The following is a 25,059-nucleotide window of genomic DNA, read 5'->3' on the forward strand; positions in this document are numbered from 1 at the left end:
TTACAGGTGTTTTCAGTCGGTGGATGGCAACGGGTTGGGGGCCTTGAGCTGCAGGACCTGTCCGGCGTTCGCCAGGGTTGCGGCGCCCGGCTTGGTGACCAGGACCTCCAGGGTGCCGCTCAGGCCCACATACCGCTTGCCCAGGGCGGTGCCGCCCATCATCGCAGAGTCGGGGGCCAGGCCCTGGTCCACGTCCGCGCCGACCTCGACGACGGGCTGGCCGCCGGCGGTGAGGTCGATCTCCGCGTCCGGCGCCTTGATGACGATGAACTCTGCGGTGCAGACCTGGCTTTGCAGCCGCTGCCCGGTTCGTACGCGCATGTTTCCTCCCAAAGTTCGGGGTGCCGCTAGTCCGCCGAGGCCAGGGCCAGGACGATGTCCCGCCGGAGCAGCTTGCCCGTCGGAGTGTACGGAAGCTCGGTCCACACATGGACCTGGTCGGGGGTCTTTGAGCTGCGAAGACGGGTCTTCACCCACGACCGGAGCTCCTCCTCGGAGATCTCCGCGCCGTCCGCGGGGACGACGACGGCGATCAGCCGCTGCCCCCAGGTGTCGTCGGGCATGCCGACCACCGCCACGTCCCGCACGTTCGCATGCTCGACCAGCACGGCCTCGATCTCGGCGGGCGCGATGTTCTCGCCGCCGCGGATGATCGTGTCGTCCGCCCGGCCCTCGATGTAGAGGAATCCCGCCGGGTCCAGCCACGCCCGGTCCCGGGTGGGGAACCAGCCGTCGACCAGCACCGAGCCCTGCCCGAGGTACTCCCCCGACACCTGGGGGCCGCGGACCCACAACTCGCCGACCTCGCCCGGCGGGAGCGGGTTCCCGTCGGGGTCGCGGATCTCCGCCTCCACGCCGGGCACGAGCCGCCCCGCCGATGCCAGCCGCCGACTGACCTCGGGATCGTCGGAGGCCGCGGCCTCGCGGTGATCCTCCGGTCCGAGCACGGCGATGGTGGAACTCGTCTCGGTCAGCCCGTACGCGTTGGCGAACCCCGTGGTGGGGAACGCCCGCAACGCCTTGAGCAGAACCGGCGCCGGCATGCGGGCGCCGCCGTAGGCGATGGATCGGAGCCGGGGCAGGTCCGCCGGCCTGCCCGCCAGCGCCTCGACGATCCTGGCGAGCATGGTCGGCACCAGCATGGCCGTGGTGACGGCGTTCTCGCGGGCCGCGCGCAGCCACCCCTCGGCCGAGAAGTCCTCCAGGTACACCATCCTCCGGCCGGCGTAGAGGCTGGTCAGGACGGTGCCGACGCCGGCGATGTGGTAGGGCGGAACGCTGATGAGGGCGGCGTCCGACTCCTCGGCCGACCCGAACTCGACGGTCTGCACGACGTAGGACATCAGGTGCGAGTGGCGCAACACGACCGTCTTGGGTGTTGACGTGGTCCCGCTGGTGAACAGCAGCACGGCGGGCGCGGACTCCTCCGGCCAGCCCGGCGCGTCCTGATCCGGCTTGGCGGGCCGCGTCAGCAGATCCGCGGTCGCCAGGAGGGGTGAGGACCTGGCCACCACCATGTCGCGCAGCGCCTCATCCACGATGATCAGTGGACGGTCCAGCCGGTCGAGCGCGGCGTTCAGCTGTGCCTGGCCGAGGCGGTAGTTCAACGGGGAGACGGGCACGCCGGCCCGGGCGGAGGCGAAGATCGCGATCGGGAACGACGGACCGTTGACGCCCAGATAGGCGACGGTTCCCGCCCCCGCCTCCACGATCGCCTGGGCGACGGCGTCCACCCGGTCGGCGAACTGCCGTACGGTCAGCGTGGCGGCGGGACTGCTGATCGCCACGCGGTCCGGCGTCGCGGACAATGCCATCTCAAGTATCAGCGAGATACTCAAGCTTCACCTCTCACGTTGCAGGGAACAGGGCGCACCGGACCGATCAGCCCTCGGGGAGGGAGAACTCCGAGGAGACGCGCTGCATGGTATCGGCGTACTCTTCGACGATCTCGTAGACGACCTCGCTGACCGAGCGCACCCGGTTCATCCGGCTGACGATCTGTCCTACCGGGGAGCCGACCAGTTCGTTGACGCCGGCGCGCCTGGCACGGTCGGTGTACTCGGCGAAGAGCATGTACTGCAGCGGCATGGGCAGGCAGCCCGGCCCCTGCGGGTCGTCCCAGGCCTCGGTCCACGGGGTCCGCATCTGGCGGTTCGGCTTGCCGGTCTGTGCCTTGGACCGGACGGTGTCGGTCGAGGTCATCTCGCACATCCGCGCCATCATCCACGGATCGGTCCCGGACTCGTGGGTGGTCAGCCAGATGGAGCCGGTCCAGACGCCCTTCGCGCCCAGGCACATGGCCGCGGCCATCTGCCGGCCGGTGCCGATGCCGCCCGCCGCGAGGACCGGCACGTCGCCCACGGCGTCCACGACGTCGGGGATCAGGACCATGCTGCCGATCTCCCCCGTGTGCGCGGCCGCCTCGTAGGACTGGGCGATGATGAAGTCCACGCCGGTCGCGGCGCTGCGGGCCGCCTGGTGCGGCTTGCCGACGAGTGTGCCCACCTTGATGCCCTTGCGGTGCGCCGCTTCGACGATATCCGCCGGGGGCGGGCCCAGCGCGCTCACCAGGAAGGACGCGTTCCCCTCCAGCACGGCGTCGATCTGCTGGGCACCACCGGCCGCCGTGAACCCCGCGGTGGTGAAGCCGTGGCCGTCCTGGTGTGTGGCGGGCGGCGCCGGCGGGACGCCGAACTTCTCCATCAGGGCCTCGGCGTAGGCGCGGTGCCCGGCCGGGATCATCGCGGCGAGGTCGTCGGTCACCGCGGCCGCGTCGGTCAGCCCCGATTCCCGGTCCACCGTGCGGACCGGGATGACGACGTCGACGCCGTAGGGCTTGCCGGCGCAGTTGTCGTCGAGCCACTTCATCTCGATCGCGATCTGTTCCGGCTGCATCGCCAGGATGCCCAGGACCCCCACACCTCCGGCACGCGACACCGCGGCCACCACGTCTCGACAGTGACTGAACGCGAAGATCGGGTACTCGATCCCGAAGTCCGACGCGAACTTGTTCAAGGAACTCCTCCTGACCTCGACCGCCAGGGAACGACGAGCTAGCCACCGCTGCGGCGAAGATGATTGCGTAACAACACACACATATATTTTCGGCCCCCAATGCATACCTCACGGCGCGGCTGAGGGTCAACTGGATCGGCAACCCGCCCACGACCTTCCTGCGAACATCGGGCACGGCGCGCAGCGATTCCCTCACAGGCGGGCACCGGCGGATACCTGACCCTCGCCCCATCCCTTGATACTTGCCAGACCGTACGAAAATATGTTGCGGCAAGGAGAAAGGAGGGGGCCATGGCATCCCCCGACGACACCCGCGAACGCCCGCAACCGCCACGGGACGCGATCCCCGGACCGCTGGCCGGCCTGCGGGTGGTCGAGCTCACCGGCGGCATCGCCGGCCGGTACTGCTCCCGATTGCTGGCCGGCTACGGCGCGGACGTCATCCGTGTCGATCCACCGCCCGGCCACCCGCCGCCAGAGCCGGAGCCGCTGGATCTGCTGGTGAACGCCGACAAGCGGTCCGTCACCCTCGACATGACCACCCAGACCGGCCGAGACCTGCTGTCGCGCCTGCTCGCCACGGCCGACATCGTCGTCACCGACGACGCCTGGCCCGCCGCGACGGGCCCGGCCCCGGCCATCGACGCCGGCGCGACCCGCCCCGGCGCCGTGATCACCAGGATCTCCACCTTCGGTCCGGGCGGGCCCTACGAATCGTGGGCCGGAAACGACTTCGTTCTCACGGCGCTGGGCGGCTGGACCGCCACCCAGGGCCGTACGGAACAGCCGACCTTCATCGGTGGGCCGTACGTCTCATTCCTGACCGGGACGCACGCCGCCTTCGGCTGCGTCAGCGCCGTGCTCCACGCCGAAGCCACCGGAGCGGGCCAGACGGTCGAGGTCGCGGCCCTGGAGGTCGCGGCCACCTGCCTCCTCTACGACCATGTTGCTTTCGCCTACACCGGCAACACCCGCCGGCGCCTCGGCAACATCCTCGGCGCGCCCTGGCTGGTGCTCCCGGTGTCCGACGGCCACGTCGCGATCATCGGAATCCGGGAGTGGGCGGAGTTCTGGACCGTGATCCTGGCCGGAGCGGAGATCCCGCCCGATCCGAGTTCCGCCACGACCGCCGCCGAGCGCGCCGCCCTCACCGAGGTCCTGCACCGGCACGTGGCCCACCTCAAGAAGCGCGAGTTCTTCGAGACCGCGCAACTGCTCGGCGTCATCTCGGCGGAGGTGCTGACGCCCGCCGACGTCCTGGCGTCGCCGCAGTACGCCGCGCGCGACTACTTCGTCACCGCCGAGCATCCCCTCGCCGGCACGCTGCGGTATCCCGGCCCGCCCAGCCGCATGCTCGCCACGCCATGGCTGCGCCGGCCCGCGCCGACACCCGGCCGGCACACCGCCGAGGTCCTCGACAGCTTGACACCGCAAGGGGTGAGGGCATGAACGATTCGAGCCAGGCTCCGATGAGCGGGTTGCGCGTGGTCGACTTCACCATGGGGTGGGCGGGACCCGCCCTGACCCAGATGCTGGCCGACCACGGCGCCGACGTCATCAAGATCGAGTCATGTACCAGGACCGACTGGTGGCGAACGTCCCGCGCCCTGTTCGTGGACGGTCCAGAAGATCTCGACCAGGCGTGGGAGTGGTCCCCCCTGTTCAACGCGGTGAACGAGAACAAGCGCGGCATCACCCTCGATCTCGACCATCCCCGCGGCCGGGAGCTGGCCCGCGCCCTCATCGCCCGGGCCGACCTGGTGGTCGAGAACTTCACCCCGCGCGTCATGAAGAACTTCGGCTTCGACTACGCCGGCCTCACCGCCGAGAACCCGAGGCTGATCATGGTCTCGATGCCCGCATTCGGCGCGGAGGGGCCGTGGGCGAACTTCAAGGCGACCGCGTTCGCGACCGAGTCTGTCGCGGGCATCGCAGCGCTGGCCGGGGACCCCGGCGAGCCCATGCTGCCCTCGACCGCCTTCGCCGATCCCAACGCCGGCGTCGTCGGTGCCCTTTCGGTCGCGATGGCGTTGCGGTACCGGCGCCTCACCGGCCGGGGCCAGCACATCGAGGTCGCGCAGATCGAGGCGCTGACGCCGTTCATCGGCGCGGCTCTGCTGAAGACGCAGCTGACCGGCGCCGAGCCGCCGCGGCGCGGCAACCGATCCGCCACGGCTGCCCCGCAGGGCGTCTATCCGGGCCTGGGCGAGGATCAGTGGATCGCCATCTCCGTCGAGAACGACGAACAGTGGGATCAGCTGGCCCGGCTCGCCGGCCTCGGCCACGACGAGACCACGAGATGGGCGACGCGGGAACGCCGGATCGCCGATCAGGACGCCCTCGACGCGCGCGTTTCGGCGTTCACCCTGCACCATTCGCCTGCCTCGCTCGCGCGGGAACTGCAGTCCAGGGGCATCCCGGCGGGGGCCGTCCAGGATGCGGCCCAGGTGCTTGATGACCCTCACCTCAACGCCCGGGGGTTCTTCCGGATGGTCGATCGGGCCGTGGTCGGAACGTTTCCCTACCCCGGCCCTCCCGTCCGGCTCTCCCTGACCCCCCCGAGGCGGAACCGGCCCGCGCCGACCCTGGGCGAGCACAACGAGGAAGTACTGATCAACGAACTCGGCCTGACCGATGACGACGTCCGGCGGCTCGAAGCCGACGGTGTGATCGGCACGGCGCCGCGATTCAGACGATGATCTCGGGGTCCGCAAGCACCTTCGATCCACCCTGGAAAATACTTGCCAACGTGTAGGCAACTGTGCCACATTCGGCAATGGTTAACCTGACGGAAACGGAGTATCGGTGAGCTACGTCGAACTTGAACGAAACGGTTCTGTTGCGATCATTCGCCTCAATCGCCCGGAACGGATGAACGCGCTGGGCGCCGAGATGCTCGATCAACTTCGCGCCGCCTACACCGAAGTCGACACCGACGACGGCATCGCGGTGGGCATCATCACCGGCAACGGCCGGGCCTTCTGCGCCGGTCGCGACATCAAGGAGGCCAACACCGGCGACACCCCGCTGGAACAGCAGGCGACCTCGAAGAACGTCGACCTGTACATGGAGAACCACCGGGCCAAGCCCATGATCGCCGCGGTCAACGGCTACGCCGGAGGCGCGGGCTTCTACCTCGCGACCCGTGCGGTCGACCTGGTGGTGTGCAGCCCGTCGGCCAGTTTCCAGATCGCGGAGGTGCCGCGCGGCCTGCTGCACGGCTGGCAGAGCGGCTACTACTTCAACCTGAGCCGGGCCGCCTCGATCGAGCTGGCGTTCGGCTTCCGCGTCTCGGGTGAGCGCGCGTACGCGATGGGCCTGGCCAACGAGCTGACCTCGGACGAGGACCTGCTCGCCACCGCCGTGAAACGGGCGGAGTACATCGCCCAGATGCCGGCCGGTGTCATCGCGGACAACCGGGCACTGCGCGCGAAGCTGGAGAACGTGGTCGCCAGGGAGCTCGAAGTCGAAGGGCAGCAGCGATTCCGGGCGCTGGTGAACGCCGGGGTGGCCGCCGAGGGCGACCGCTCCTTCCTGGAGAAGCGCTCCGCCGCGTTCGGCGGATAGCCCGGATGGCGGCGCCACACCGCCGACCGGCCGCGGGCTGAGCCCACACGCACGGAACGAGCCGGGCCAGCCCGGGCCCAAATTACTTTACAGACATACCGCAAATTCACCAGGCGGAACCGTGCTCGCGACCGGGTCGCAGCGCCGCCGGGTTCCCGAACGGAGATCCAGATGGCCGTTCAACTTCTCGTCCGGTTGTCGCGAGCCGTAGCCGTCGTCCTGATCGTGACCGTGGCGGTCGTCTCCCTGCTGAGCCTCGTTCCTGGGTCGGCCGCCCAGGTCATCCTCGGCGAGAGCGCCACCCCGGGCGCGGTGGCGGCGCTCAACGCCGAACTGGGCCTGGACCAGCCGTTATGGCAACGCTATGTGTCGTGGCTCGGCCACGCGGTGCAGGGCGATCTGGGAACGTCGCTGATCAACGGGCAGTCGATCACGGCGGCCATCCTGGAACGACTTCCCGTCACCCTCAACCTCGCCGTACTCGCCCTCGCGATCGCGCTGCTGATCGCGATCCCGCTCGCGGTGGTCTCCGCTCTGACCGCGGGATCGCGGCTCGACCGCGGCATCAACGCGCTCTCCTCGATGCTGCTGTCGATCCCCACCTTCGTCGCCGCGCCCGTACTGATCTACCTGCTGGCGATGCAGTTGGGGGCCTTCCCGGTCGCGGGATGGGTTCCGATCACCGAGGACCTGGCCGGCAACCTTCGCTCGGCCCTGCTCCCGGCCCTGGCGATCGCCTTCACCGAGATCGCCTCCTTCCACCGCATCCTGCGCACCGACCTGATCACCACACTGGGCGAGGACTTCGTCGCGGCGGCCCGGTCCAAGGGCCTCCCCCTCTGGTACGTGGTCCTCCGGCACGCCCTGCGTCCGTCGTCGTTCTCCCTGATCACCCTGGTCGGCGTCAACCTGGGCCGGCTGATCGGCGGAACGGTCATCGTCGAGACGCTGTTCTCGCTGCCCGGCCTCGGACAGCTCATCACCAGCTCCATCAACGCCAGGGACGTCGTCATGGTCCAAGGCATCGTCGTATTCATGGCCGTTGCGTATGTGGGAATCAACATGCTCGTCGACCTCAGCTACTCGTTCCTGGACCCCCGAGTCCGGGTGGCCCACCGATGACGGCGTCGGTGGGCCACGCCAACCACGTGGCACCCGCATCCCTGGTGAAGCGCCCGAGCACCGAGCGCCTCCGCGAGTCGCGGCCCCTGCTGTTCTACGTGGCGCTCGGCTGGCTGGGCGTCATCGTGCTCGCCGGCGTCTTCGCCCAGTGGCTGCCCGTCGGCCCGTACGGCGAGGCGATCGGCCCGCCCAAGCAGGCGCCGTTCGGCTCGGGCGGCTTCGAGGCGATCCTCGGCACCGACAACATCGGCCGCTCGCTCCTGTCCCGCTGCGTCTACGGGGCCAGGGCCTCACTGGTGATCGGGACCATCGCGGGCGTCACCGGCTTCGCGATCGGCTCGACGCTGGGCCTGCTGGCCGGCTACTTCCGCGGCAGGGTCGACGTGGTGATCACGGTTCTGGCCGACGCCATGCTCGCCTTCCCGCCGCTCATCCTGCTACTCGGGCTGTCGGCGGTGCTGACGCCGAGCATGCAGACCCTGCTCATCGGCCTCACCCTCCTGGTGATCCCGTCGTTCACCCGGCTGGCCCGCGCGAACACGATGGCCTGGTCGTCCCGGGAGTTCGTACTGGCCGCGCGGAACATGGGCTCCGGGCACTTGCGTATCATCACCCGCGAAATCCTGCCGAATGTCATTCCGCCGCTCGCGACGTACATGCCGATCGTGATCGCCGCGCTGATCGTGGCGGAAGGGTCGCTCAGCTTCCTCGGCCTGGGCATCCCACCGCCGACACCGAGCTGGGGCGGCATGATCGCCGCCGGCCAGGACTCGATCGAGTCCGCCCCCTTCGTGGTGCTCGTACCGGCCGCCGTCATCTTCGTGACCGTCTTCTCGTTCAACGTCGTCGGCGATCACCTGCGTAAGCGTTTCGACGCATCCGGCCACGCGTAACGGCCGGAACACCCCCCGCACGAAAGAAGGTAAGACATGAGACGACTTCGCCTGGGGCTGGCCGGCATCGCCGCCATGCTGATGGTGGCCGCCTGCGGAGGTGGCACGAGCGGCGGCGGGGGCGGGAACGGCGCGACCGACGCCACCGGGGCGACCGGGGCCCCGGTTCAGGGAGGGACGGCCAGGGTGCTCATGGTCGTCGACCCCCGTAGCCTCGACCCGGCCGCGATGACCAACGCGCAGGCGGCGAACGCCTTCCTCGGCAACGCGCTGTTCGGCACGCTGGTCACCGCGGACCCGGCGACCGGCGAGATCAAGCCGTCCCTGACCACCTGGACGACCGAGGACAAGGGCGCGACCTGGAACGTCGCCGTCAAACCGGGCGTGACCTTCAGCGACGGCAGCCCGTTCAACGCCGAAGCGGTGAAGTACAACCTCGACCGGGCCAGGGACCCGAAGGTCGGCTCGGCCTACCGGGCCACCGCCGCCTACATCGACACCTTCGAGGTGGTCGACGACCTGCATCTGCGGCTGAAGCTGGTCGCGCCGCACGCGAGCTTCCCCTCCGGCCTGACCAGCAGCTCGCTCAACTGGGTGGCCTCACCGGCGGCCCTGGAGAAGGGGCGCGAGAGCTTCGACGGGAATCCGGTCGGCGCCGGGCCGTTCGTGCTGGGTGAGTGGCAGCGCGGCGCGACGATGACGCTCAACCGGAACCCCAAGTACCACGACGCGCCCAAGCCGTACCTGGACTCCATCACGATCAGCCTCGCCCCCGACACCACCCAGCGCGTCAACACGGTCGTCAGCGGCGGCGCCGACCTCGCCATCGGCAGCGACACCAACGGCACCGAGCGCGCCAGGAAGTCGGGCCTGGTGGTCCACGCCCAGGACATCAGCGGGTCGAACATGCTGCTGATGAACATGACCCGGCCGCCGTTCGACGACGTCCGGGCGCGGGAGGCCCTGTCCAAGGCGATCGACATGAACGCGCTCAACGCCGCGGTCTACGACGGGCACGGTCAGCCGGCCGACTCCTTCTTCGGCCCCGCCTCGCCCTTCGCCTCCGGCGTCCACCTGCACACCTATGACCGGACGCGGGCGCAGGCGCTGTTGGACGAGCTCGCCGCGGCGGGCAAGCCCCTCTCGTTCACCATCAGCACCGGCTCGGCCGCCGCCGGCGCGAAGGTCGTCGAAGCCGTCCAGGCACAGCTGCGCACCTACAAGAACGTCGACGTCAAGGTCCGCGTGCTGGATCCCACCGGGGCACTGAGCGAGATGCTCGCCAAGAACTACGACGTGTTCAACTCGGGCACGACCTTCGTCGACCCGGAGACCTCGCTCTGGACGTTCTTCCACGGCACCTCCAGCTTCAACCCGAACGGCATCGACGACGAGGCCGTCAACAAGGCGCTGGAGATCGGCCGGCAGAACGCCGACCCCGCCACCCGCAAGACCGGCTACGACCAGCTGCAGCAGCGGTTCAACGAGATCTACCCCGTGGTCCCCACGTTCCGGCCGGACTCCACGGTGTACACCAGCCGCAACGTGGGCGGGGTGAGCCTCTACGGGCTCGGCTCCCTGCTGCCCGAAGAGTTGTGGATCAAGAAGTGACGCCGGCCGGAAACCCGGCCGCCGACCGGCCCTTGCTCACGGTCGAGAACCTGCACGTCTACATCCCCACCCCGGACGGTTCCGTACGGGCCGTCGACGACGTGAGCTACACCGTCGACGGCGGCATGTCCCTGGGGATCGTGGGCGAGTCGGGTTCGGGCAAGAGCATGATGGCCAAGGCGCTCATGCACCTGCTGCCGGCCCATGCCAAAGTCACCGGCTCGGTCTCCTTCGGAGGGCGTGACCTGCTCGGCATGCCCAGGCGGGAGCTGAACCAGAGGCTGGGCACGGACATCGCTATGATCTTCCAGGACCCCGGCCGATCCCTGAACCCGGTGGTTCGCATCGAGCGGCAGATCACCGAGGGGATCCGCCGGCACCTCGGCGTCAGCCGCAGCGAGGCGCACACGCGCGCCCTGCGGCTGCTCGACGAGGTCGGGGTCTCCGATCCCGAGCGACGGCTGCGCAGCTACCCGCACGAGCTCTCCGGCGGCATGCGCCAGCGAATCATGATCGCCATCGCGTTGAGCTGCGAACCCCGGCTGCTGATCGCCGACGAGCCGACGACCGCGCTCGATGTGACGATCCAGCGGCAGATCCTCGATCTCCTGCGGCGGCTGCAACGGGAACGCCAGATGGCGATGATACTGATCAGCCATGACCTGTCCCTGGTGGCCGGCCGTACCGACGACGTCGCCGTGATGTACGCGGGCCGCCTGGCCGAGGTCGGCCTGACGAAGGAGGTGTTCCGGTCGCCGCGCCACCGCTACACCGAGGCGCTGCTGGCGGCGACCCCGTCGGTGAAGTCCACACCGCACGCCCGGTTGCGGCTGATCCCCGGATCGCTTCCGGACGCCACCGACCCGCCGGACGGATGCCGCTTCGCGGCCAGATGTCCCCGAGCGGATCATGCCTGCTCGATCGAGCCGCTGGAGATGGTCCGGGTGGGTGCACGGCACGAGACGATCTGCCGGCATCCGCTCGGGGAGGCCGAGGCCGTACCGGCCGTCGGGGGCGAAAGGAGCACCTCATGACCGGACTTCTCACGAAAGACTCCGACGTCCTCTTGCGCGCCGAGGAACTCGTCGTCGAGTTCCCGACCAAGGCCGGTGTCCTGCAGGCGGTCTCCGGGGTGTCATTCCAGGTCGCTCCCGGCCAGACGCTGGGCATCGTGGGTGAATCCGGGTGCGGCAAGTCGACGACCGGCCGCGCGCTGCTGCGGCTCAGCGACTTCACGTCCGGATCGGTGCAGTTTCTCGGGGAGAAGCTGGAACAGGCCGGCCATCGGCGCATGCGTGAACTCCGGCGCAGCATGCAGATGATCTTCCAGGATCCGCTGGGCTCGCTCAACCCGCGCAGGAAGGTCCGCGACATCGTCGTGGAAGGCCTGCGCGTCGCGGGGGCCGGAGACGACGAATGCGCACGTGTCGCCCGTGAGGTGCTCGACCAGGTCGGGCTGCCGATCGACCGCTTCGGCGACGTCCGGCCGCGTGCGCTGTCCGGGGGGCAGGCCCAGCGGGTGGCCATCGCGCGGGCGATCGCGGTGCGGCCCACGCTGCTCATCTGCGACGAGCCGGTGTCCGCGCTGGATGTGTCCGTGCAGGCGCAGATCCTGAATCTGATCGAGGACCTGAAGCAGGAGTACGCGTTCACGGTTCTGTTCATCTCCCACGACCTGGGCGTGGTCCGCTCGGTGAGCGACCAGATCATGGTCATGTATCTCGGCAAGGTCGTGGAGATCGGCGACCCTGAGCAGGTGTATTCGGCGCCCGCCCATCCGTACACGCGCGCCCTGCTGGACTCGGTGCCCGACGCCACCGCCGAGGAGGGGTTCGCCGGGCCCGCGCTGAAAGGTGACATCCCCTCACCGCTGTCGCCGCCCAGTGGCTGCCGCTTCCGTACCAGGTGTCCCCGGGCTGCCGACCTGTGCCGCGAGCAGGAGCCGACGCCGCGCACCTGGGGAGCAGGGCGTCAGGTGGCCTGCCACTTCCCCCTGGATTCACCCGGTCAGTAGAGAACGGACGTGGCCCCCGGCTCTGCCGGGGGCCACGGTCATGCGCGTCACCCGCCGATCGCGCCGACGGCACGAAGCTCCCGCACCTCCTCCTCGGTGAGACCCAGGCCGGTCACGACCGCGTCGGTGTCCTGGCCGATGCCGGGGGCGGTACGGGGCAGCTCGGCCGATGTGCGGCTGAAGCGGGGAGCGGGCGCCGGATGGACCACGCCGTCGATGGTGACGAACGTGCCACGATCGACGTTATGCGGGGCCTCGACGGCTTCAGCGGGCGTGTAGACCGGAGAGAAACACGCCTCGACGCCATCGAAGGAGGCGCACCACTCGGGCCTTGTCCTGGTCCGGAAAATCTGCGCGAACCGCGCCTTCAGCCACGGCCAGGCGTCCCTGTCCATCTGGGCGGGAAGCGTCGCCGCGTCGAGACCGAGCACCCCCAGCAGCGCCGCGTAGTACTGCGGCTCGATGGCGGCGACCGCCACGTAGTGGCCGTCTGCGGTCTCATACGCCTGATAGAAATGCGCACCCGAGTCGATCACGTTGGTGCCGCGGGGACCCCACTGGCCCTTCGCGGCGGTGTCGTAGAACGGCGCCATGAGCAGCGCCGCGGCGTCCACCATGGCGGTGTCCACCACCTGGCCGATACCGGAGCGTCCCGCCTCGACCAGGGCCGCCAGGACGCCGGCCACCAGCAGCATGGCTCCCCCGTAGTCGGCCACGATGTTCATCGGCGGCACCGGCGGCCCGCCGGCCGATCCGATCGTCGACAGCACACCGGCCACCGCGATGTAGTTGAGATCGTGCCCGGCGACGGAGGCGTACGGCCCCGTCTGCCCGTAGCCGGTCATCCGGCCGTAGATCAGCCGCGACCGGCGGGCCAGGCAGGGCTCCGGCCCGAGTCCCAGGCGCTCGGCGACTCCCGGCCGGAACCCCTCCAGGAGGATGTCCGCCTGATCGAGCAGCCGCATGACCAGATCGACGCCATCGGGATGTTTGAGGTTGACGCAGATCGACCGGCGGTTCCGCTCCAGGATCCGCACGTGGCTCTCGCCACCCGGACGGTGGATCTGGATGACCTCGGCCCCCATGTCGGAGAGCATCATCCCGGCGAAGGGCACGGGCCCGATGCCGCCCAGTTCGATGACCCGCACCCCGGTCAGCGGGCCGGTGCCGGAGGTCTGCGTCGGGGTGGAGGTCATGGGCGGCTCCCTGTCCGTGTGCGTCATCTGCCGACCGGGTTCCGGCCGACGACGCCGGCCCGTTCGAGATCTGCGAGGCCGTCGTGCACGACCGCGCCCAGCACCTGCTCGTTGTGCTCGCCGAGCAGCGGCGGCGCGGACCGCAGCCACGGTTCCCGCCACCGGCGCGCGAACCGGAACGGCATGCCCAGGGTGGCGCGCGCTCCCGCGAGCGGATGCACAAAACGCTCGATGTATGAGCGGGCGGCGTGTTGCTCGTGCTCGTCGACGCGTGACGGCTCGCAGACCCGGGCCGCCGGCACCCCCGCCTGGATGAGGGCCCGCTCCAGTTCGCGGACATCTCGGCCCTGGCAGGCCCGGGCGATCGCCGCCTCCAGCCGGTCGGCTGCTGCGTCGTCGACCGGAACGGTGAGCCCCGCGAGCTTGAGGACCTTGCCGATGCCGTCCAGCTGGTCCCGAGACTCCGCCGAGACGGCCAGCCATTCATCGGAGCCGTCCGCGCCACACGCGAACACGCCCTGGAGCAGCGTCCGCGGCCCCCGGTTGCCGCGCCGGCGCGGCGGCTGCCCGTACGCGTCGAACTCGACGACAAGGGCGGCCGACACATTGAGCGCCGTCTCCACCATGGGCACCTCCACGCACACACCGCCCCCGGTGCGATCGACATGTTCGAGGGCGACGATGGCCGCGAACGCGGCGTGCAGACCCGCGATCGGGTCGCAGGGGCCTTTGAGGATCATCGGCGGCCCGTCGGAGTAGCCAGTCATCCAGGCGGGCCCGGCCGCCTGCTCGATGGTCTGGGCGAGGCCCACGCGGTCCCGCCAGGGACCCTCCAGCCCGAAGGCGGGCATCCGGATCAGGGAGAGTCTCGGGTTGCGCTCCTTGAGGACCTCCGCCGTGAGGCCGAAGCCGTCCATGACCCGGGGAGAGAAGTTCTCGACGACCAGGTCGAATCCGGCCGCCAGGTCGAGGAAGACGCTCCTGCCGCGCGGATCGGCCAGATTGAGGGTGACCGCCTGCTTGTTCCAGTTCGACGCCTGGAACAGGCCGCCCCACTCCCACCAGGGTTCGTCGGTCGGCGTCCGCCCCCGCGGAGTCGCGAAGCGCATGCCGTCCGGCCGCTGCACCGACTCCACCTTGACGATCTCCGCCCCGAGGACGGACAGCACCTGGGTCATGAAAGGACCGGCCCAGAAAGCGGTGAGGTCGACGATCCGCACACCGCTGAGCGGAAGCGGCCGCTCGCAGATCGACTGACGGCGGGCACGCGGCGCGTGACACCATCGCGGGTCGCGAGAATGCGCCCCCAGCGCGGGCGACGCGAGGTTCCGCAGCGGCGGGTTCCGCCCGTCGACCAGGTACGGAATGCGGGGCTGCCGGAACCCGCCGTCAGCGTTGTCGACATAGACCCCGCGATCGGCGAAGTGGCCGACCTTGGTCAGCGTCTCCGGCGAGCCGAGGGGCGCGACAGGCAGGCGGAACGCCGCGGCGAGTTCTTCGATCTCCGCCGCGGTACGCGCCGACGTCCACTCGTCGATGATGGCCGAGAGCTCGGCGAACCGTTCCGGCGTGCGAATCGACGGGTCGTCGGCGAGCTCCGGCCGGCCCAGCAGAACGGCGAAATCGGCGAACATCTGTCCGGTGGCCGTGCAGAGCCCGATGTGGCCGTCCACCGTGGGGTGGTTGGACGGCAACCAGGTGAAGCGGCGTTCGGGCCCGGGGTGGCGGCCGTCCAGGCTCGCCGTCAGCGGCATCTGCATCGACATCGTCGAGCACATGGCCTCAAGCATGGACAGATCGACGTGCTCGCCCTCCTCCTGGCGGGCCAGCGCCGCGGCCACCACGCCGGCGAAGCAGCCGGCGATGAACTCCCCCAGCCGGCCTCCGGCGAACACCGGCGGCCGGCCAGGAAGGCCGCGGCTGCCCGTCGATCCGGCCATCGCCTGCAACGTGAACTCGTTGACCGGCCGGTCCCGCCAGGGACCGGTCCTGCCGAACGGGGTGATGGACAGGACGTGTACGCGCGGATGCTTCGACCTGATCTCGCGGATAGCCGCGTCGTCGAGCTCCCCGGACTCGATGACCAGGTCGGCCGTGGCGACCAGGTCGCCGACGGCCGCGTCGGGGAACGAGCCGAGGACGGACCGCTTCCCCGCGTTGATGAAACGGAACAGCGCGGAGTCCCCGGTGATATCCACATCGACGTGGGTCCACCGCCGTAGCGGATCTCCGGAGGCCCCTTCCGCCTTGACGACGTCGGCTCCCGCGTCGTGCAGGAGCTTGCCGCAGTACGGCCCGGCGATATTGGTTGCGAACTCGACGACGCGAAGGCCATCCAGCATCAGCCGCTCCACAGGTTCCGGGCGCCGTCGACCGGCGCCGAGGGCTGGTGACGGCCAGAGCCTAACAAATTTAACTGCAGTCAGGCAACTAGTTTGGGATCATGGTTTCGGTGGCTTCGGCCCCGACCGTGGACGCCAGGGCTCCGGTTCCCGGGAACACGTGGCCTGGCAGCGCGAGCAGCCCGTCGAGGAATCCCGCGCACAGATCCAGGAACCGCCTACTTTTCGCCGATTCCCACATCGACATCGCGTCGGCGAACGGGGCGAATTCGCATTCGTCGACCCGGCGAATCAACGCGGTGCCCTTTCGGCTTATCTTGATGCGTTTACGCCGGGCGTCCAGCGTGTCATCGGCACGAATAATGAGTTCGTTTTCTTCGAGCTGCCTGACCCGCCGGCTGGTCCGCGAGGTGTCCAGGTTGATCCTCCGCCCGAGCTCGGTCACGTCCACCGGGCCGTGCCTGCTGATGACGCGCAGGGCGACCAGCGGCTGCTGGGCGATCGGCGACTGGGCGGCCGCCAGCACGGCACGCGTACTGGCGGCGCTGGTGGCGAAGGCGCCGGCCCACCTCAGGAACACCAGGATCAGCGGGATGGTCCTGGTGAGTGCCGCGTGGACCTGGGGATCCGGCTTCCAGGGGTCGATGTCGTAGGAGTCGATCTGTTCCGGGATCCGCTGCCGTAACCGCGTGCGCAGCCGCGGCAGCAGATCCGCGATGAGGCCGCCGAACTCCTCGATGTCCGCCACCGGCCAGCCTGCGACGACGGCGATGTAGTCGGCGAGCCAGACGCGCTGCCAGGCGTCGGCGGCCTCCCGGCCATGTGCCGTGGCGCGCACCCGGCTGCTGCGGCCGTCGGTGACACCGGGAAACCTCTCGACCAGCCCCAGCGCCTCCAGACTGGCGACATGCCGGCTGGCCCGGGAGAAATTGACCCCGAGTTCGGAGGCGACCCGGCCGATGGCCATCGGCTCGTCCACGAGCAGGATTTGAATCGCCCGGAGGTCAGCCATTGTGATGGGATATCCGGTGCTTTCCCGCAATCGCTCCGATTGTCTGCTCACCGGACGAGCGCTGAGCGCGAGAAAATGCAGGAGCCGCACCACCGGGTTGCCGGCACGCATGGTCGTGCTCCGGGTCTGCGGCGCACTCGTCGGTCCTCCGGTCACCCTACCATCGTGAATCATTGCCCTCTTTCACGCAACTTTTTCGCCAGAGTAGCCCCGACGGCCGAGCCGTCGGGGGTCGGTCTGATTACACCGGCGTTTCCGGTCGCCTTCGCGGCGTTACACCAATGGACGACCGCCCAGAACGTGCGAAACCTGCGGCCTATCACTCTGCGCGCCGCCTTCACACGGCACGAGCTTCACGATCTCGCGCCTCGATGCCGCGCGCCGCGTACCGGACGCGCTCCCTGCCGCCCCCGGCCGACCGCACGCCGCCTGAAGGTCCAGCGCGCCTAAATTAGTTGCCTACTAGCATGCATATAGCTTAGGCTGCCTCTCGTGATGCCGCACGGCCAACGCGCGGCCGACTCGTCCGCTCGCGAGATCCAGATGGCCCGCCATCGGCGGGTAGACGGTCGTGAACGCTTGCGGACCCGCGTCGGATGCTTCCGTAACGCGTACGCCCGCGTGAACACGGCGGCACACTCCTCGCCGTGGCGCTGACAAGCCCGCGCAGGTCTCGTGAAAGGAACACCGTGACGGACAAAATCAAGACACTTGAGGAATTCGAGCACGAATACCAGCAGGGCTTGGGCGAGCCGATGCACCCGCGGCCGTGGCGGAAGGTGACCGAGGAGTGGCTGTACCGCTTCGGGACCGGCGCGGGAGACTTCAATCCCCTCTTCCGGGACGCGGAATATGCCGCCGGGGGACGCTACCATGAATTGACCGCGTCACCCGCGTTCATCTTCTCGGTCGATTTCGGCGCGAGCGCCTCCATCTGGGGGCACATTCCGGAGAGTCGCGTCTCGATGTCCGACCTCACGATTCTCTACATCGGTAACAGGGTCCACTGGTACCGGCCCATCTGGCTGGGCGACAAAGTGCGCGCCATCGAAACACCGATCGGCATCAAGCGCGTCGAAATGCGCCAGACCGGCGCCGCTCTGATCTGCACCGGGCAGACCGAGTACTGGAACTCGCGCGGCGAACTCGTCGCCCGCCTCGAGAACGACATGCTGCGTTTCGTGAACCAGGCCCGGCCCGTCGAGTCGGCGGTCGCCGAGCAGGGCGGCAAAGTCGCCCCGGACCCGCTGGTATGGAAGCGCGAACGCCGCGGCGCCGAGCCGAGGTACTGGACCGACGTGCGGGACGGCGAAGAGATCCCCGACCTTCCGAAGGGCACCTACACCACCACCGAGCTGTACATGTTCGCCCACCTGGCGCTCGGCGGCAATCGCTCGCGAGAGGTCGACGAGGGGACGATCGACATGGGCGCGGGCGGCCGGGCCGACCCCGAGTACGCACGATCGAGCAGGGCACAGGCGACGTCCTTCGACTTCGGCCCCCAGCGCTCCTGCTGGCTGATCCAGGCGGTGTCGGACTGGGCCGGGGATCACGGGGCCCTCCGTTACGGCGAGACCCGCCTCAAGCGTCCCAACCTCGTCGGCGATACCAACACCATCCGTGGACGGGTCGAGAAGAAGTACCGCGACGACGCCGGCGCACCCCTGGTCGACGTGGTCGCGGAGAACGTCAACCAGCGGGGCGAGGTGACCGCGTCAGCCAAGGTCACCGTCCGCCTGCCGGAGAACGAGTCGCAGCTTTCCGAATCGATCCCTTCGCTGCTCTTCGCCGCCGAGCGATCCCCCCAGGCTGGAATCTACGGGTAGCGGCGCACCGTTAAGGCGGCGCTGACTCGTGACGACGCCACGGCCGACCTGGCAGCGCTCGCACCCAGAGCCGGCCAGGCCGTCCGTGCGCGCAGCGAGAAGACAGGCCTGACCGGCTTCACAATCGATAGGAGACGGACCGGCCAACTGGCCACACCCAGTGAGTTGTTCTTCAGTAACTGAAGATCGCATTGTGTGATGCCGAAATGGTCCAGTCGCGTTCGTGATGCAGCAGGACGAGTGCCGCCTGGGTGATCTTCCCGATGCGCCAGGGATCGAGGCTGACCCGGCGCAGGGCCTTGAAGGTGACCGTGAGCAGAGCGTTCGCACGCTCGCCGACCCCGCGAGCCCTCGCAGCAGTTTGTTGTAGATGTGCTGGTGGCGTTTCTTCTTCGCCGGGACGTGGGCGACAAGACAATGGCTCAGTGGCTGAACGACGATCTGCCCGGGCGACAGGCTGCTCGCAGCCGCCTCCCGGGCGCTCCGCCGGCTGTGCCGAGCACAGCCGGGGGTTCAGTCGCCGAAGCCGCGGAACTCGATGGCTTCCGCTATGGTCGCCCGCTCGGTACGGAACGCGTTGACCGGGTGCTCGGTGTCGGCGTAGCCGAAGGAGATACCGCACACCACGTGCCGCTCGGCCGGGATATCAAAGTGCGCACGCACCACATTCGAAAAGTTCGCGATCGACGCCTGCGCGATGGTCGCGACTCCCAGGCTCTCCGCCGCCAGGAGGAAGTTGGCGACGTAAGCCCCGCAGTCCACGTACCCGTAAGGACCGAGTTGGGCTTCGCTGGTCACGATCGCGACGTGCGGCGCGCCGAACAGTCGGTAATTCTCGAATGCCTGACGCATCCGGCCCTCGGAGTCTTCGCGGGTGATGCCGAGACTGTCGTAGAGGGCATATCCGGACCGTCGCCGCCGCTCTTTGTAAGGTCCCTCGTAGCGGCCAGGCGGCGGCACATCGTATGTTCCGCGCACTTCGGCGGCGCCTCGCATGAGACTACGCCGGAATGACTCAGTCTCTTCGCCCGAGGTGACGATAACCTGCCATGGCTGCGAATTACACCAGGACGCGGTCCGCTGTGCCGTATCAAGAATCCGCAGAATCGCTTCCCGCGGAACCTGGGTATCGAGAAAGGCGCGACAGCTGAAGCGCCTGTCCAGCAGCCGCCTCAACACCCGCGCGTCGCCAAGGTCCTCCACAAGTTTTACATCCGAACTGAGTGTCATTTTCCGCACTTCTCATTCGACGGTCACCGTGATTGAGGCAACGCTCTCACCCACCGAAGATAGCAACTATTTGACTAACTATCAAGCAACTATCTCTCGACTACGCGCCCGTCGCCAGCCGGGAGCCTGATCTCGCCTGCGTCGGTCATCGCGGCGAAGGACCCGAGGATGAAGTTGTCCATGAACCAGGTCGGGCGCAGAATCGCCGAGGTGACGGGGAGGCTCTGCAGAGCCAGTTCCGCCGTACGCGATGGGTCGGTGTCGGGGGCCTTTCGGCATCGAGAGTGGACAGCAGGACGATCGTGTCGACTCCCACCACCGCGATGGTCTCCAGCAGCCGCGGAGCTTTCTCCGGCGCGCCGGGATGGCTGTAGGGAATCACGAAGTACGCGGCGTCGCTGCCGGAGGACGCGGCTGTCCAGGTGTCCTCGTCGTCCCAGTGGAAGGGAACCCATTCGCCGTGTCCGGAAGGGCTCCTTCCGGCCGCTCGCACCCGCCATCCCACGGCCGCTGCCAGCCGGGTGACATGGCGGCCGGTCTTACCGGTCGCACCGAACACCGTGACCGTATAGGGAGGCATGCGTCCGGAGTGACATGAAGCGCCCGGCCGAGATGACGTTGGTGTCCATCCGGCCAGAGCCGACTTGGATGCCATGGCTACCTACGCCTAAGGCCGATGCGGATCGGGTGGAGCATGTACTCCGCACGCCTCCTCAGCATCGCCAGCGCCATGAAGACGAACATGAGCAGGCTCGCGGTCGCGAGAAACGCGGCTATCGCCGAACCGGCGTTGGGCAGGTAGCCGGCGACCCGGTCGCCCTGCCGCACACCTTGTGATCGCAGCCAGCCGGCCACCGCCGCCGTCCGCCGTTCCAGCTCCGCCCAGGTGATCTCGGTGAACCGGCCGTCCTCGGTCACCTCGACGACGGCCACCGCGCCGGGGTCGCGGTCGCGGAAAACGTGGGTCGTGTAGTTGAGCTCGCGTGCGCCCCGCGCGCCCCCAACGAGGGTCTCCAACCTGTTCAAGGCGGTCGCCGCGTCAGCAGAAGGCTGTAGATGCTTGCACGTCGTCGAGTGCTTGTCGCGCGATCTCGCTGAAGTCGTCCACCGCCGAACCCGGCCGCGCCGCCTGCGACGGCGAAGCCGCGATCGGAGTCGCGCTCCTGATGAGGCGCTCCATGCTGTACCGCGCCCGCGCAGGCCCGGGCGCTCGACCTGCGATCCGGCTCGTCATCCGAGCGCTCCTGCCGCACGCAGCCGACATGGACGCTGTCGAAAAGCGGCGACCTGGATCGCCGGTAAGGTGGTTGCGTTGTTTGCGACTTGAAGAATTCTTCAATTGCCTACATGATGGGTTCGGGTTGGAGTTCCCGGAGCGGAAGGAGTGGGAGGTGCCTGTACCGCTTTATCAAGCGAAGGCGGACTTCTTCCGTACGCTGGGGCACCCGGTGCGGATTCGGGTGCTGGAGCTGTTGCAGGCCGGGCCGCTGCCGGTGCGGGAGCTGCTGGCCAATCTGAACGTGGAGGCCAGCAACCTGTCGCAGCAGCTGGCCGTGTTGCGGCGGACGGGGATCGTGGTGTCCAGCCGCGAGGGGTCCACGGTCATGTACGCGCTGAGCAGCGACGAGGTGGTCAATCTGCTGAAGGTGGCGCGCACCATTCTGGCGGACCTCATCGCGGGGCAGGAGGAACTGCTGGCCGAGTTGCGCGAGTCCGAAGCCCCGTCCGCGGGTGGATCTGGGAGTTCGGTGTGAGCTTGCTACGGAAGATCAGGAAGACGGGGCGGGTGGCGGAGCCTGTTCCCGAGCGCGAGGGGAAGGACCTGCCGGCAGCGGCCGAGCTGGGCGGGTCCGTGCAGATCAGGCATGTGGACGCGGGCTCGTGCAACGGGTGCGAGGTTGAGATCGCTTCGGCGTTCGGCCCGGTTTATGACGCGGAGAGGTATGGCGCCCGGCTGGTCGCCTCGCCGCGGCATGCCGACGCGCTGCTGGTGACGGGCCCGGTGACGCGGAACATGGAAGTGGCGCTCCGGCGCACGTACGAAGCGGTGCCCGAGCCGCGGTTGGTGGTGGCATTGGGGGACTGCGCCCGGAACTGCGGCGTCTTCGCGGAGGCGTACGGCGTGGTGGGCGCGGTGAGTGACGTGGTGCCCGTCGATCTGGAGGTGCCCGGCTGCCCGCCGGAGCCGCAGGTGATCGTCGATGCGTTGCGGCGGATGACCGGCCGATGAACCTCGTGGCTGTCTGCTTCGTGGCGGCGTTGTGCGCCTGCGCGCTGGCCGCGTTGGCCGCGCTGCTCGTCCCGGCGCGCCGGCGTCCGGCGGTGACCGGCGTGATCACGGCTGTCGCGGGGGCGCTCGCGGCCGTCGCGGGGGTGGCCGCGATCGGCGACGGCGGCTGGCAGGTCTGGCTGCCCGATCTGCTGCCCCTGGCCGGCGTCCGGCTGGCCCTCGACTCGCTGGCCGGCGTGTTCGTCGCCGTCACCGGCGCGGTCACTGTCTGCGCGGCCCTGTACGGCGCGGGCTACACAGCGGGCGGACGCGACCGCGGCCAGGGCGGAGACGATGCGGGCGGGCACGGGGGGCATGCGCTGGATGGGCGTATCACCCAGGCCATGGTGCCGTTGTTCGTGGGATCGCTGCTGCTCGTCCCGGCGGCCGACAGCGTGAGCACGCTGCTGCTGGCCTGGGAGTTGATGGCCATCACCTCGTTGTTGCTGGTGATGGCCGAGCACCGGCAGCGGGAGGCGGTGCGGGAGGCGGCGGTCTGGTACGCGGTGATGACCCACCTGGGGTTCGTCGCGATCTTGTGTGGGTTGCTGGCGTTCGTCGCGGCAGCGGGCGGGGACTCCTTTGAGCAGCTGCGGGTCGCGGCGGTTGACCCGGGCACCCGGTCGGCGGTGTTCCTGGCGACGTTCGCGGGATTCGCCGCCAAGGCGGGCATCGTGCCGTTGCACGTGTGGCTGCCGAGAGCCCATCCTGAGGCGCCCAGTCATGTGTCCGCGCTGATGAGCGCCGCCATGGTGAACATGGGTGTTTACGGCATCCTGCGGGTCGGGTTCGATCTGCTCGGCGGCGGGCCCGCGTGGTGGTGGCTGGTCGTGCTGACGGCAGGAGTGCTGTCCGCCCTGTACGGAATCCTCCAGGCCGTCGTGGCCACGGACCTGAAGCGCCTGCTCGGCTACTCCACGACAGAGAACATTGGTTTGGTGCTGATCGGGACGGGTGCGGCGGGATTCTTCGCGGCCGGGGGTTCCGGGGCGCTGGCGGGGCTGGCGCTGGCGGCGGCGTTGCTGCACATGGTCAACCACTCGGCGTTCAAGACGGTGCTGTTCCTGGCCGCCGGTTCGGTGCTGCGGGCCACGGGCAGTCGCGATCTGGACGCGCTGGGCGGGTTGCGCGAGCGCATGCCGTACACGGCGGGGCTGTTCGCGGTTGGGGCGTTGTGCGCGTCGGCGTTGCCGCCGGGGAACGCGTTCGTGAGCGAGTGGCTCCTGTTGCAGAGTCTGATCCAGTCGGGGTCCGGCGCGGGGCTGGCCGGGGCGGTGCTGATGCCGGCGGCGGTCGCGGGTATCGCGTTGTCGGCCGGGCTGGCGGTGGCGACGTTCGTGAAGGCGTTCGGAGTGGGGTTCCTGGCGCGGCCCCGCAGCGCGGACGCCGAGCGGGCGGTCGAGAGCCCGCGATCGATGGTGGGCGGGATGGGGCTGGCCGCCGGGTGCTGTGTGGCGCTCGCGCTGGCTCCGGCGCTGATCCTGCCGGCGCTGGCCCCGGCCGTCGTGGCGCTGACCGGTGATTTCGGGGTGAGCGTCCAGGACGTGACCCTGCGGGTGGACGCGGGCCTGAGCACGGTGTCGCCGACGCTGATCGCGGTGTCGCTGCTGGTGGCGGTCGTCGCCGTGCTGGGGCTGGCGCGGGCGGCGATGGCCCGGCGGGCCCGCCGGGCGGCCCGGCTGTGGGACTGCGGGCTGGGGCCGATGTCGCCGCGCATGGAGTACACGGCGACGTCGTTCGCCGAGCCGCTGCAGCGGGTGTTCGACGACGTGCTGGCCCCGGAGAGCGATGTGGACGTGACACCCGCCAGGGAGTCGGCCTACCTGGTGGAGCGGGTGAGCTTCCAGACCCGCGTGCCCGACCGGATCGAGCGCCGCCTCTACGATCCGCTGGTGGCCGCCGCGGCCGCCGCGGGCGGGGTGGCCCGGCGGCTGGCCAACGGCAGCGTGCACCGGTACCTGGCCTACGGTTTCTGCGCGCTGACCGGCGCGCTGGTGGTGCTGGCGGTGATCTGGTGACCGGTGTGGCCGGGGTCGTGCTTCAGGTGTTGCTCGTGGCTGTCGGGTCGCCGCTGCTGGTGGGCGTGATGCGGCAGGTCAGGGCCAGGCTGGAGGGCCGGGCGGGAGCCGGGCTATGGCAGCCGTGGCGGGATCTGCGGAAGCTGATGCGGAAGCAGGCGATCACTCCGGCCGGGACCGGGTGGGTGTTCCGGGCGGCGCCGATGGTGCTGGCGGGCACGGCGCTGGTGGTGGCGGCGGTGGTGCCGCTGGTGACCACGGAGTCGCCGCTGGACGGGGTCGCGGACCTGTTCGCGGTGACCGCGTTGCTGGCGCTCGGTTCGGTGGCGCTGGCGCTGGCGGGGCTGGACACCGGGACGGCCTTCGGCGGGATGGGGGCCAGCCGCGAGGTGACGGTGCTGGCGCTGGTCGAGCCGACCATCCTGGTGTCGGTGTTCGCGCTGTCCATCCCGGCCGGATCCACCAACCTGGGCGAACTGGTGGCGGCCGCCGAGGCGAACTGGCTGTCGCTGCTCTCGCCGGTCACCCTGCTCGCGGCGGTGGCCCTGGCGATCGTGTCGATCGCCGAGTCGGGGCGGATCCCGGTGGACAACCCGGCCACCCACCTGGAACTCACGATGATCCACGAGGCGATGATCCTGGAGTACGCCGGGCCCGACCTGGCGCTGATCGAGTGGGCGTCGGCGATGCGGCTCACCCTGCTGCTCGGCCTGCTGGCCGGGCTGTTCGCGCCGTGGGGGATCGCCACCGCCGGGGCCGGGGCACTGGGCCTGCTGGTAGCCGCGATCGTGGTCGTCGTCAAGGTGACCGTGCTCGGCGTGGCACTGGCCGCAGGCGAGGTGTTCATGGCCAAGTTGCGGCTGTTCCGCATCCCCGAACTGCTGGCCGGCTCCTTCCTGATGGCACTGCTGGCGGTCGCCGCCTCCTACTTCCTGGTCTGACTG

At 69.4% G+C, this 25,059-nt stretch carries 22 protein-coding genes; 13 read left to right on the forward strand and 9 right to left on the reverse strand.

The annotated features are described in order from the left end of the window. Positions 1 to 12: 12 nt before the first annotated feature. The 3 genes from KIP79_RS08090 to KIP79_RS08100 all read right to left on the reverse strand — a co-directional run bounded on the left by KIP79_RS08090 (position 13) and on the right by KIP79_RS08100 (position 3,015). The gene (locus KIP79_RS08090; protein WP_214104063.1) at positions 13 to 321 is read right to left on the reverse strand and encodes a hypothetical protein; all 309 of its coding nucleotides are present in this window, start codon (positions 319 to 321) and stop codon (positions 13 to 15) included. A gap of 26 nt (positions 322 to 347) precedes the next feature. After that, entirely contained in the window at positions 348 to 1,814 is a 1,467-nt protein-coding gene (locus KIP79_RS08095) for a class I adenylate-forming enzyme family protein (protein ID WP_214104064.1), read from the reverse strand. A gap of 67 nt (positions 1,815 to 1,881) precedes the next feature. Then, positions 1,882 to 3,015: an NAD(P)H-dependent flavin oxidoreductase gene (locus tag KIP79_RS08100; protein ID WP_250212876.1), complete on the reverse strand. Its 1,134-nt coding sequence runs from the start codon at positions 3,013 to 3,015 to the stop codon at positions 1,882 to 1,884. Between the two features lie 291 nt (positions 3,016 to 3,306). Between KIP79_RS08100 and KIP79_RS08105 the strand changes: the two genes are divergently transcribed. From KIP79_RS08105 to KIP79_RS08140, 8 genes are all read left to right on the forward strand, one after another. Next, the gene (locus tag KIP79_RS08105) at positions 3,307 to 4,464 is read left to right on the forward strand and encodes a CaiB/BaiF CoA transferase family protein (RefSeq protein WP_214104066.1); all 1,158 of its coding nucleotides are present in this window, start codon (positions 3,307 to 3,309) and stop codon (positions 4,462 to 4,464) included. Continuing rightward, positions 4,461 to 5,714, forward strand: a complete 1,254-nt coding sequence (locus KIP79_RS08110; RefSeq protein ID WP_214104067.1) for a CaiB/BaiF CoA transferase family protein — start codon at positions 4,461 to 4,463, stop codon at positions 5,712 to 5,714. Before KIP79_RS08105 ends, KIP79_RS08110 begins: the two co-directional genes overlap by 4 nt. A gap of 106 nt (positions 5,715 to 5,820) precedes the next feature. Beyond that, positions 5,821 to 6,582: an enoyl-CoA hydratase/isomerase family protein gene (locus KIP79_RS08115; protein WP_214104068.1), complete on the forward strand. Its 762-nt coding sequence runs from the start codon at positions 5,821 to 5,823 to the stop codon at positions 6,580 to 6,582. Between the two features lie 171 nt (positions 6,583 to 6,753). Further along, complete coding sequence (locus tag KIP79_RS08120) at positions 6,754 to 7,704, forward strand: ABC transporter permease (protein WP_214104069.1); 951 nt, start codon at positions 6,754 to 6,756, stop codon at positions 7,702 to 7,704. Then, positions 7,701 to 8,597 (forward strand): ABC transporter permease, encoded by an 897-nt coding sequence (locus tag KIP79_RS08125; protein WP_214104070.1) that lies wholly within the window; start codon positions 7,701 to 7,703, stop codon positions 8,595 to 8,597. The genes KIP79_RS08120 and KIP79_RS08125 overlap by 4 nt, the downstream gene beginning before the upstream one ends. A 36-nt stretch (positions 8,598 to 8,633) precedes the next feature. Continuing rightward, positions 8,634 to 10,208 (forward strand): ABC transporter substrate-binding protein, encoded by a 1,575-nt coding sequence (locus KIP79_RS08130; RefSeq protein ID WP_214104071.1) that lies wholly within the window; start codon positions 8,634 to 8,636, stop codon positions 10,206 to 10,208. After that, a complete protein-coding gene (locus KIP79_RS08135) occupies positions 10,205 to 11,242 on the forward strand; it encodes an ABC transporter ATP-binding protein (RefSeq protein WP_214104072.1) in 1,038 nt (345 codons plus the stop codon). The genes KIP79_RS08130 and KIP79_RS08135 overlap by 4 nt, the downstream gene beginning before the upstream one ends. After that, positions 11,239 to 12,222, forward strand: coding sequence for an ABC transporter ATP-binding protein (locus KIP79_RS08140; protein WP_214104073.1), 984 nt, complete (start codon positions 11,239 to 11,241; stop codon positions 12,220 to 12,222). The genes KIP79_RS08135 and KIP79_RS08140 overlap by 4 nt, the downstream gene beginning before the upstream one ends. A gap of 47 nt (positions 12,223 to 12,269) precedes the next feature. On the opposite strand, the gene KIP79_RS08145 is transcribed toward KIP79_RS08140, so the two are convergent. The 3 genes from KIP79_RS08145 to KIP79_RS08155 all read right to left on the reverse strand — a co-directional run bounded on the left by KIP79_RS08145 (position 12,270) and on the right by KIP79_RS08155 (position 16,772). Then, a complete protein-coding gene (locus KIP79_RS08145) occupies positions 12,270 to 13,418 on the reverse strand; it encodes a CaiB/BaiF CoA transferase family protein (protein ID WP_214104074.1) in 1,149 nt (382 codons plus the stop codon). A gap of 23 nt (positions 13,419 to 13,441) precedes the next feature. Next, on the reverse strand, positions 13,442 to 15,760 hold the full coding sequence (locus KIP79_RS08150; RefSeq protein WP_214104075.1) for a CaiB/BaiF CoA transferase family protein: 2,319 nt from the start codon (positions 15,758 to 15,760) through the stop codon (positions 13,442 to 13,444). 88 nt (positions 15,761 to 15,848) lie between these two features. Continuing rightward, positions 15,849 to 16,772: a MarR family transcriptional regulator gene (locus tag KIP79_RS08155; protein WP_214104076.1), complete on the reverse strand. Its 924-nt coding sequence runs from the start codon at positions 16,770 to 16,772 to the stop codon at positions 15,849 to 15,851. A 689-nt stretch (positions 16,773 to 17,461) separates the two neighbouring features. On the opposite strand from KIP79_RS08155, the gene KIP79_RS08160 reads away from it, so the two are divergent. Further along, positions 17,462 to 18,598 (forward strand): FAS1-like dehydratase domain-containing protein, encoded by a 1,137-nt coding sequence (locus KIP79_RS08160; RefSeq protein WP_214104077.1) that lies wholly within the window; start codon positions 17,462 to 17,464, stop codon positions 18,596 to 18,598. A gap of 513 nt (positions 18,599 to 19,111) precedes the next feature. On the opposite strand, the gene KIP79_RS08165 is transcribed toward KIP79_RS08160, so the two are convergent. The 3 genes from KIP79_RS08165 to KIP79_RS08175 all read right to left on the reverse strand — a co-directional run bounded on the left by KIP79_RS08165 (position 19,112) and on the right by KIP79_RS08175 (position 20,845). Next, positions 19,112 to 19,828, reverse strand: a complete 717-nt coding sequence (locus KIP79_RS08165; RefSeq protein WP_214104078.1) for a nitroreductase — start codon at positions 19,826 to 19,828, stop codon at positions 19,112 to 19,114. Positions 19,829 to 19,973: 145 nt separating this feature from the next. Next, a complete protein-coding gene (locus KIP79_RS50010; protein WP_372453534.1) occupies positions 19,974 to 20,483 on the reverse strand; it encodes an SDR family oxidoreductase in 510 nt (169 codons plus the stop codon). A gap of 2 nt (positions 20,484 to 20,485) precedes the next feature. Further along, on the reverse strand, positions 20,486 to 20,845 hold the full coding sequence (locus KIP79_RS08175) for an AMP-binding protein (RefSeq protein WP_214104080.1): 360 nt from the start codon (positions 20,843 to 20,845) through the stop codon (positions 20,486 to 20,488). A gap of 374 nt (positions 20,846 to 21,219) precedes the next feature. Between KIP79_RS08175 and KIP79_RS08180 the strand changes: the two genes are divergently transcribed. Genes KIP79_RS08180 through KIP79_RS08195 form a run of 4 tightly spaced genes read left to right on the forward strand, consistent with a single transcriptional unit; the run spans position 21,220 to position 25,056 of the window. Then, the gene (locus tag KIP79_RS08180) at positions 21,220 to 21,582 is read left to right on the forward strand and encodes an ArsR/SmtB family transcription factor (RefSeq protein WP_214104081.1); all 363 of its coding nucleotides are present in this window, start codon (positions 21,220 to 21,222) and stop codon (positions 21,580 to 21,582) included. Further along, on the forward strand, positions 21,579 to 22,058 hold the full coding sequence (locus KIP79_RS08185) for an NADH-quinone oxidoreductase subunit B family protein (RefSeq protein WP_214104082.1): 480 nt from the start codon (positions 21,579 to 21,581) through the stop codon (positions 22,056 to 22,058). Before KIP79_RS08180 ends, KIP79_RS08185 begins: the two co-directional genes overlap by 4 nt. Next, positions 22,055 to 24,115, forward strand: a complete 2,061-nt coding sequence (locus KIP79_RS08190) for a proton-conducting transporter transmembrane domain-containing protein (RefSeq protein WP_214104083.1) — start codon at positions 22,055 to 22,057, stop codon at positions 24,113 to 24,115. The genes KIP79_RS08185 and KIP79_RS08190 overlap by 4 nt, the downstream gene beginning before the upstream one ends. Then, positions 24,112 to 25,056, forward strand: coding sequence for a respiratory chain complex I subunit 1 family protein (locus KIP79_RS08195; protein WP_308169619.1), 945 nt, complete (start codon positions 24,112 to 24,114; stop codon positions 25,054 to 25,056). The genes KIP79_RS08190 and KIP79_RS08195 overlap by 4 nt, the downstream gene beginning before the upstream one ends. Positions 25,057 to 25,059 lie beyond the last annotated feature (3 nt).

The sequence above is a fragment of the Acrocarpospora catenulata genome (assembly GCF_018476525.1).
GTDB lineage: Bacteria > Actinomycetota > Actinomycetes > Streptosporangiales > Streptosporangiaceae > Acrocarpospora > Acrocarpospora catenulata.

Coding starts and splice junctions, on each gene's coding strand:
- KIP79_RS08090 (WP_214104063.1), bottom strand. CDS start 321: ATGCGCGTACGAACCGGGCAGCGGCTGCAAAGCCAGGTCTGCACCGCA.
- KIP79_RS08095 (WP_214104064.1), bottom strand. CDS start 1,814: ATGGCATTGTCCGCGACGCCGGACCGCGTGGCGATCAGCAGTCCCGCC.
- KIP79_RS08105 (WP_214104066.1), top strand. CDS start 3,307: ATGGCATCCCCCGACGACACCCGCGAACGCCCGCAACCGCCACGGGAC.
- KIP79_RS08110 (WP_214104067.1), top strand. CDS start 4,461: ATGAACGATTCGAGCCAGGCTCCGATGAGCGGGTTGCGCGTGGTCGAC.
- KIP79_RS08120 (WP_214104069.1), top strand. CDS start 6,754: ATGGCCGTTCAACTTCTCGTCCGGTTGTCGCGAGCCGTAGCCGTCGTC.
- KIP79_RS08125 (WP_214104070.1), top strand. CDS start 7,701: ATGACGGCGTCGGTGGGCCACGCCAACCACGTGGCACCCGCATCCCTG.
- KIP79_RS08130 (WP_214104071.1), top strand. CDS start 8,634: ATGAGACGACTTCGCCTGGGGCTGGCCGGCATCGCCGCCATGCTGATG.
- KIP79_RS08140 (WP_214104073.1), top strand. CDS start 11,239: ATGACCGGACTTCTCACGAAAGACTCCGACGTCCTCTTGCGCGCCGAG.
- KIP79_RS08145 (WP_214104074.1), bottom strand. CDS start 13,418: ATGACCTCCACCCCGACGCAGACCTCCGGCACCGGCCCGCTGACCGGG.
- KIP79_RS08150 (WP_214104075.1), bottom strand. CDS start 15,760: ATGCTGGATGGCCTTCGCGTCGTCGAGTTCGCAACCAATATCGCCGGG.
- KIP79_RS08155 (WP_214104076.1), bottom strand. CDS start 16,772: ATGGCTGACCTCCGGGCGATTCAAATCCTGCTCGTGGACGAGCCGATG.
- KIP79_RS08165 (WP_214104078.1), bottom strand. CDS start 19,828: ATGACACTCAGTTCGGATGTAAAACTTGTGGAGGACCTTGGCGACGCG.
- KIP79_RS50010 (WP_372453534.1), bottom strand. CDS start 20,483: ATGGCATCCAAGTCGGCTCTGGCCGGATGGACACCAACGTCATCTCGG.
- KIP79_RS08190 (WP_214104083.1), top strand. CDS start 22,055: ATGAACCTCGTGGCTGTCTGCTTCGTGGCGGCGTTGTGCGCCTGCGCG.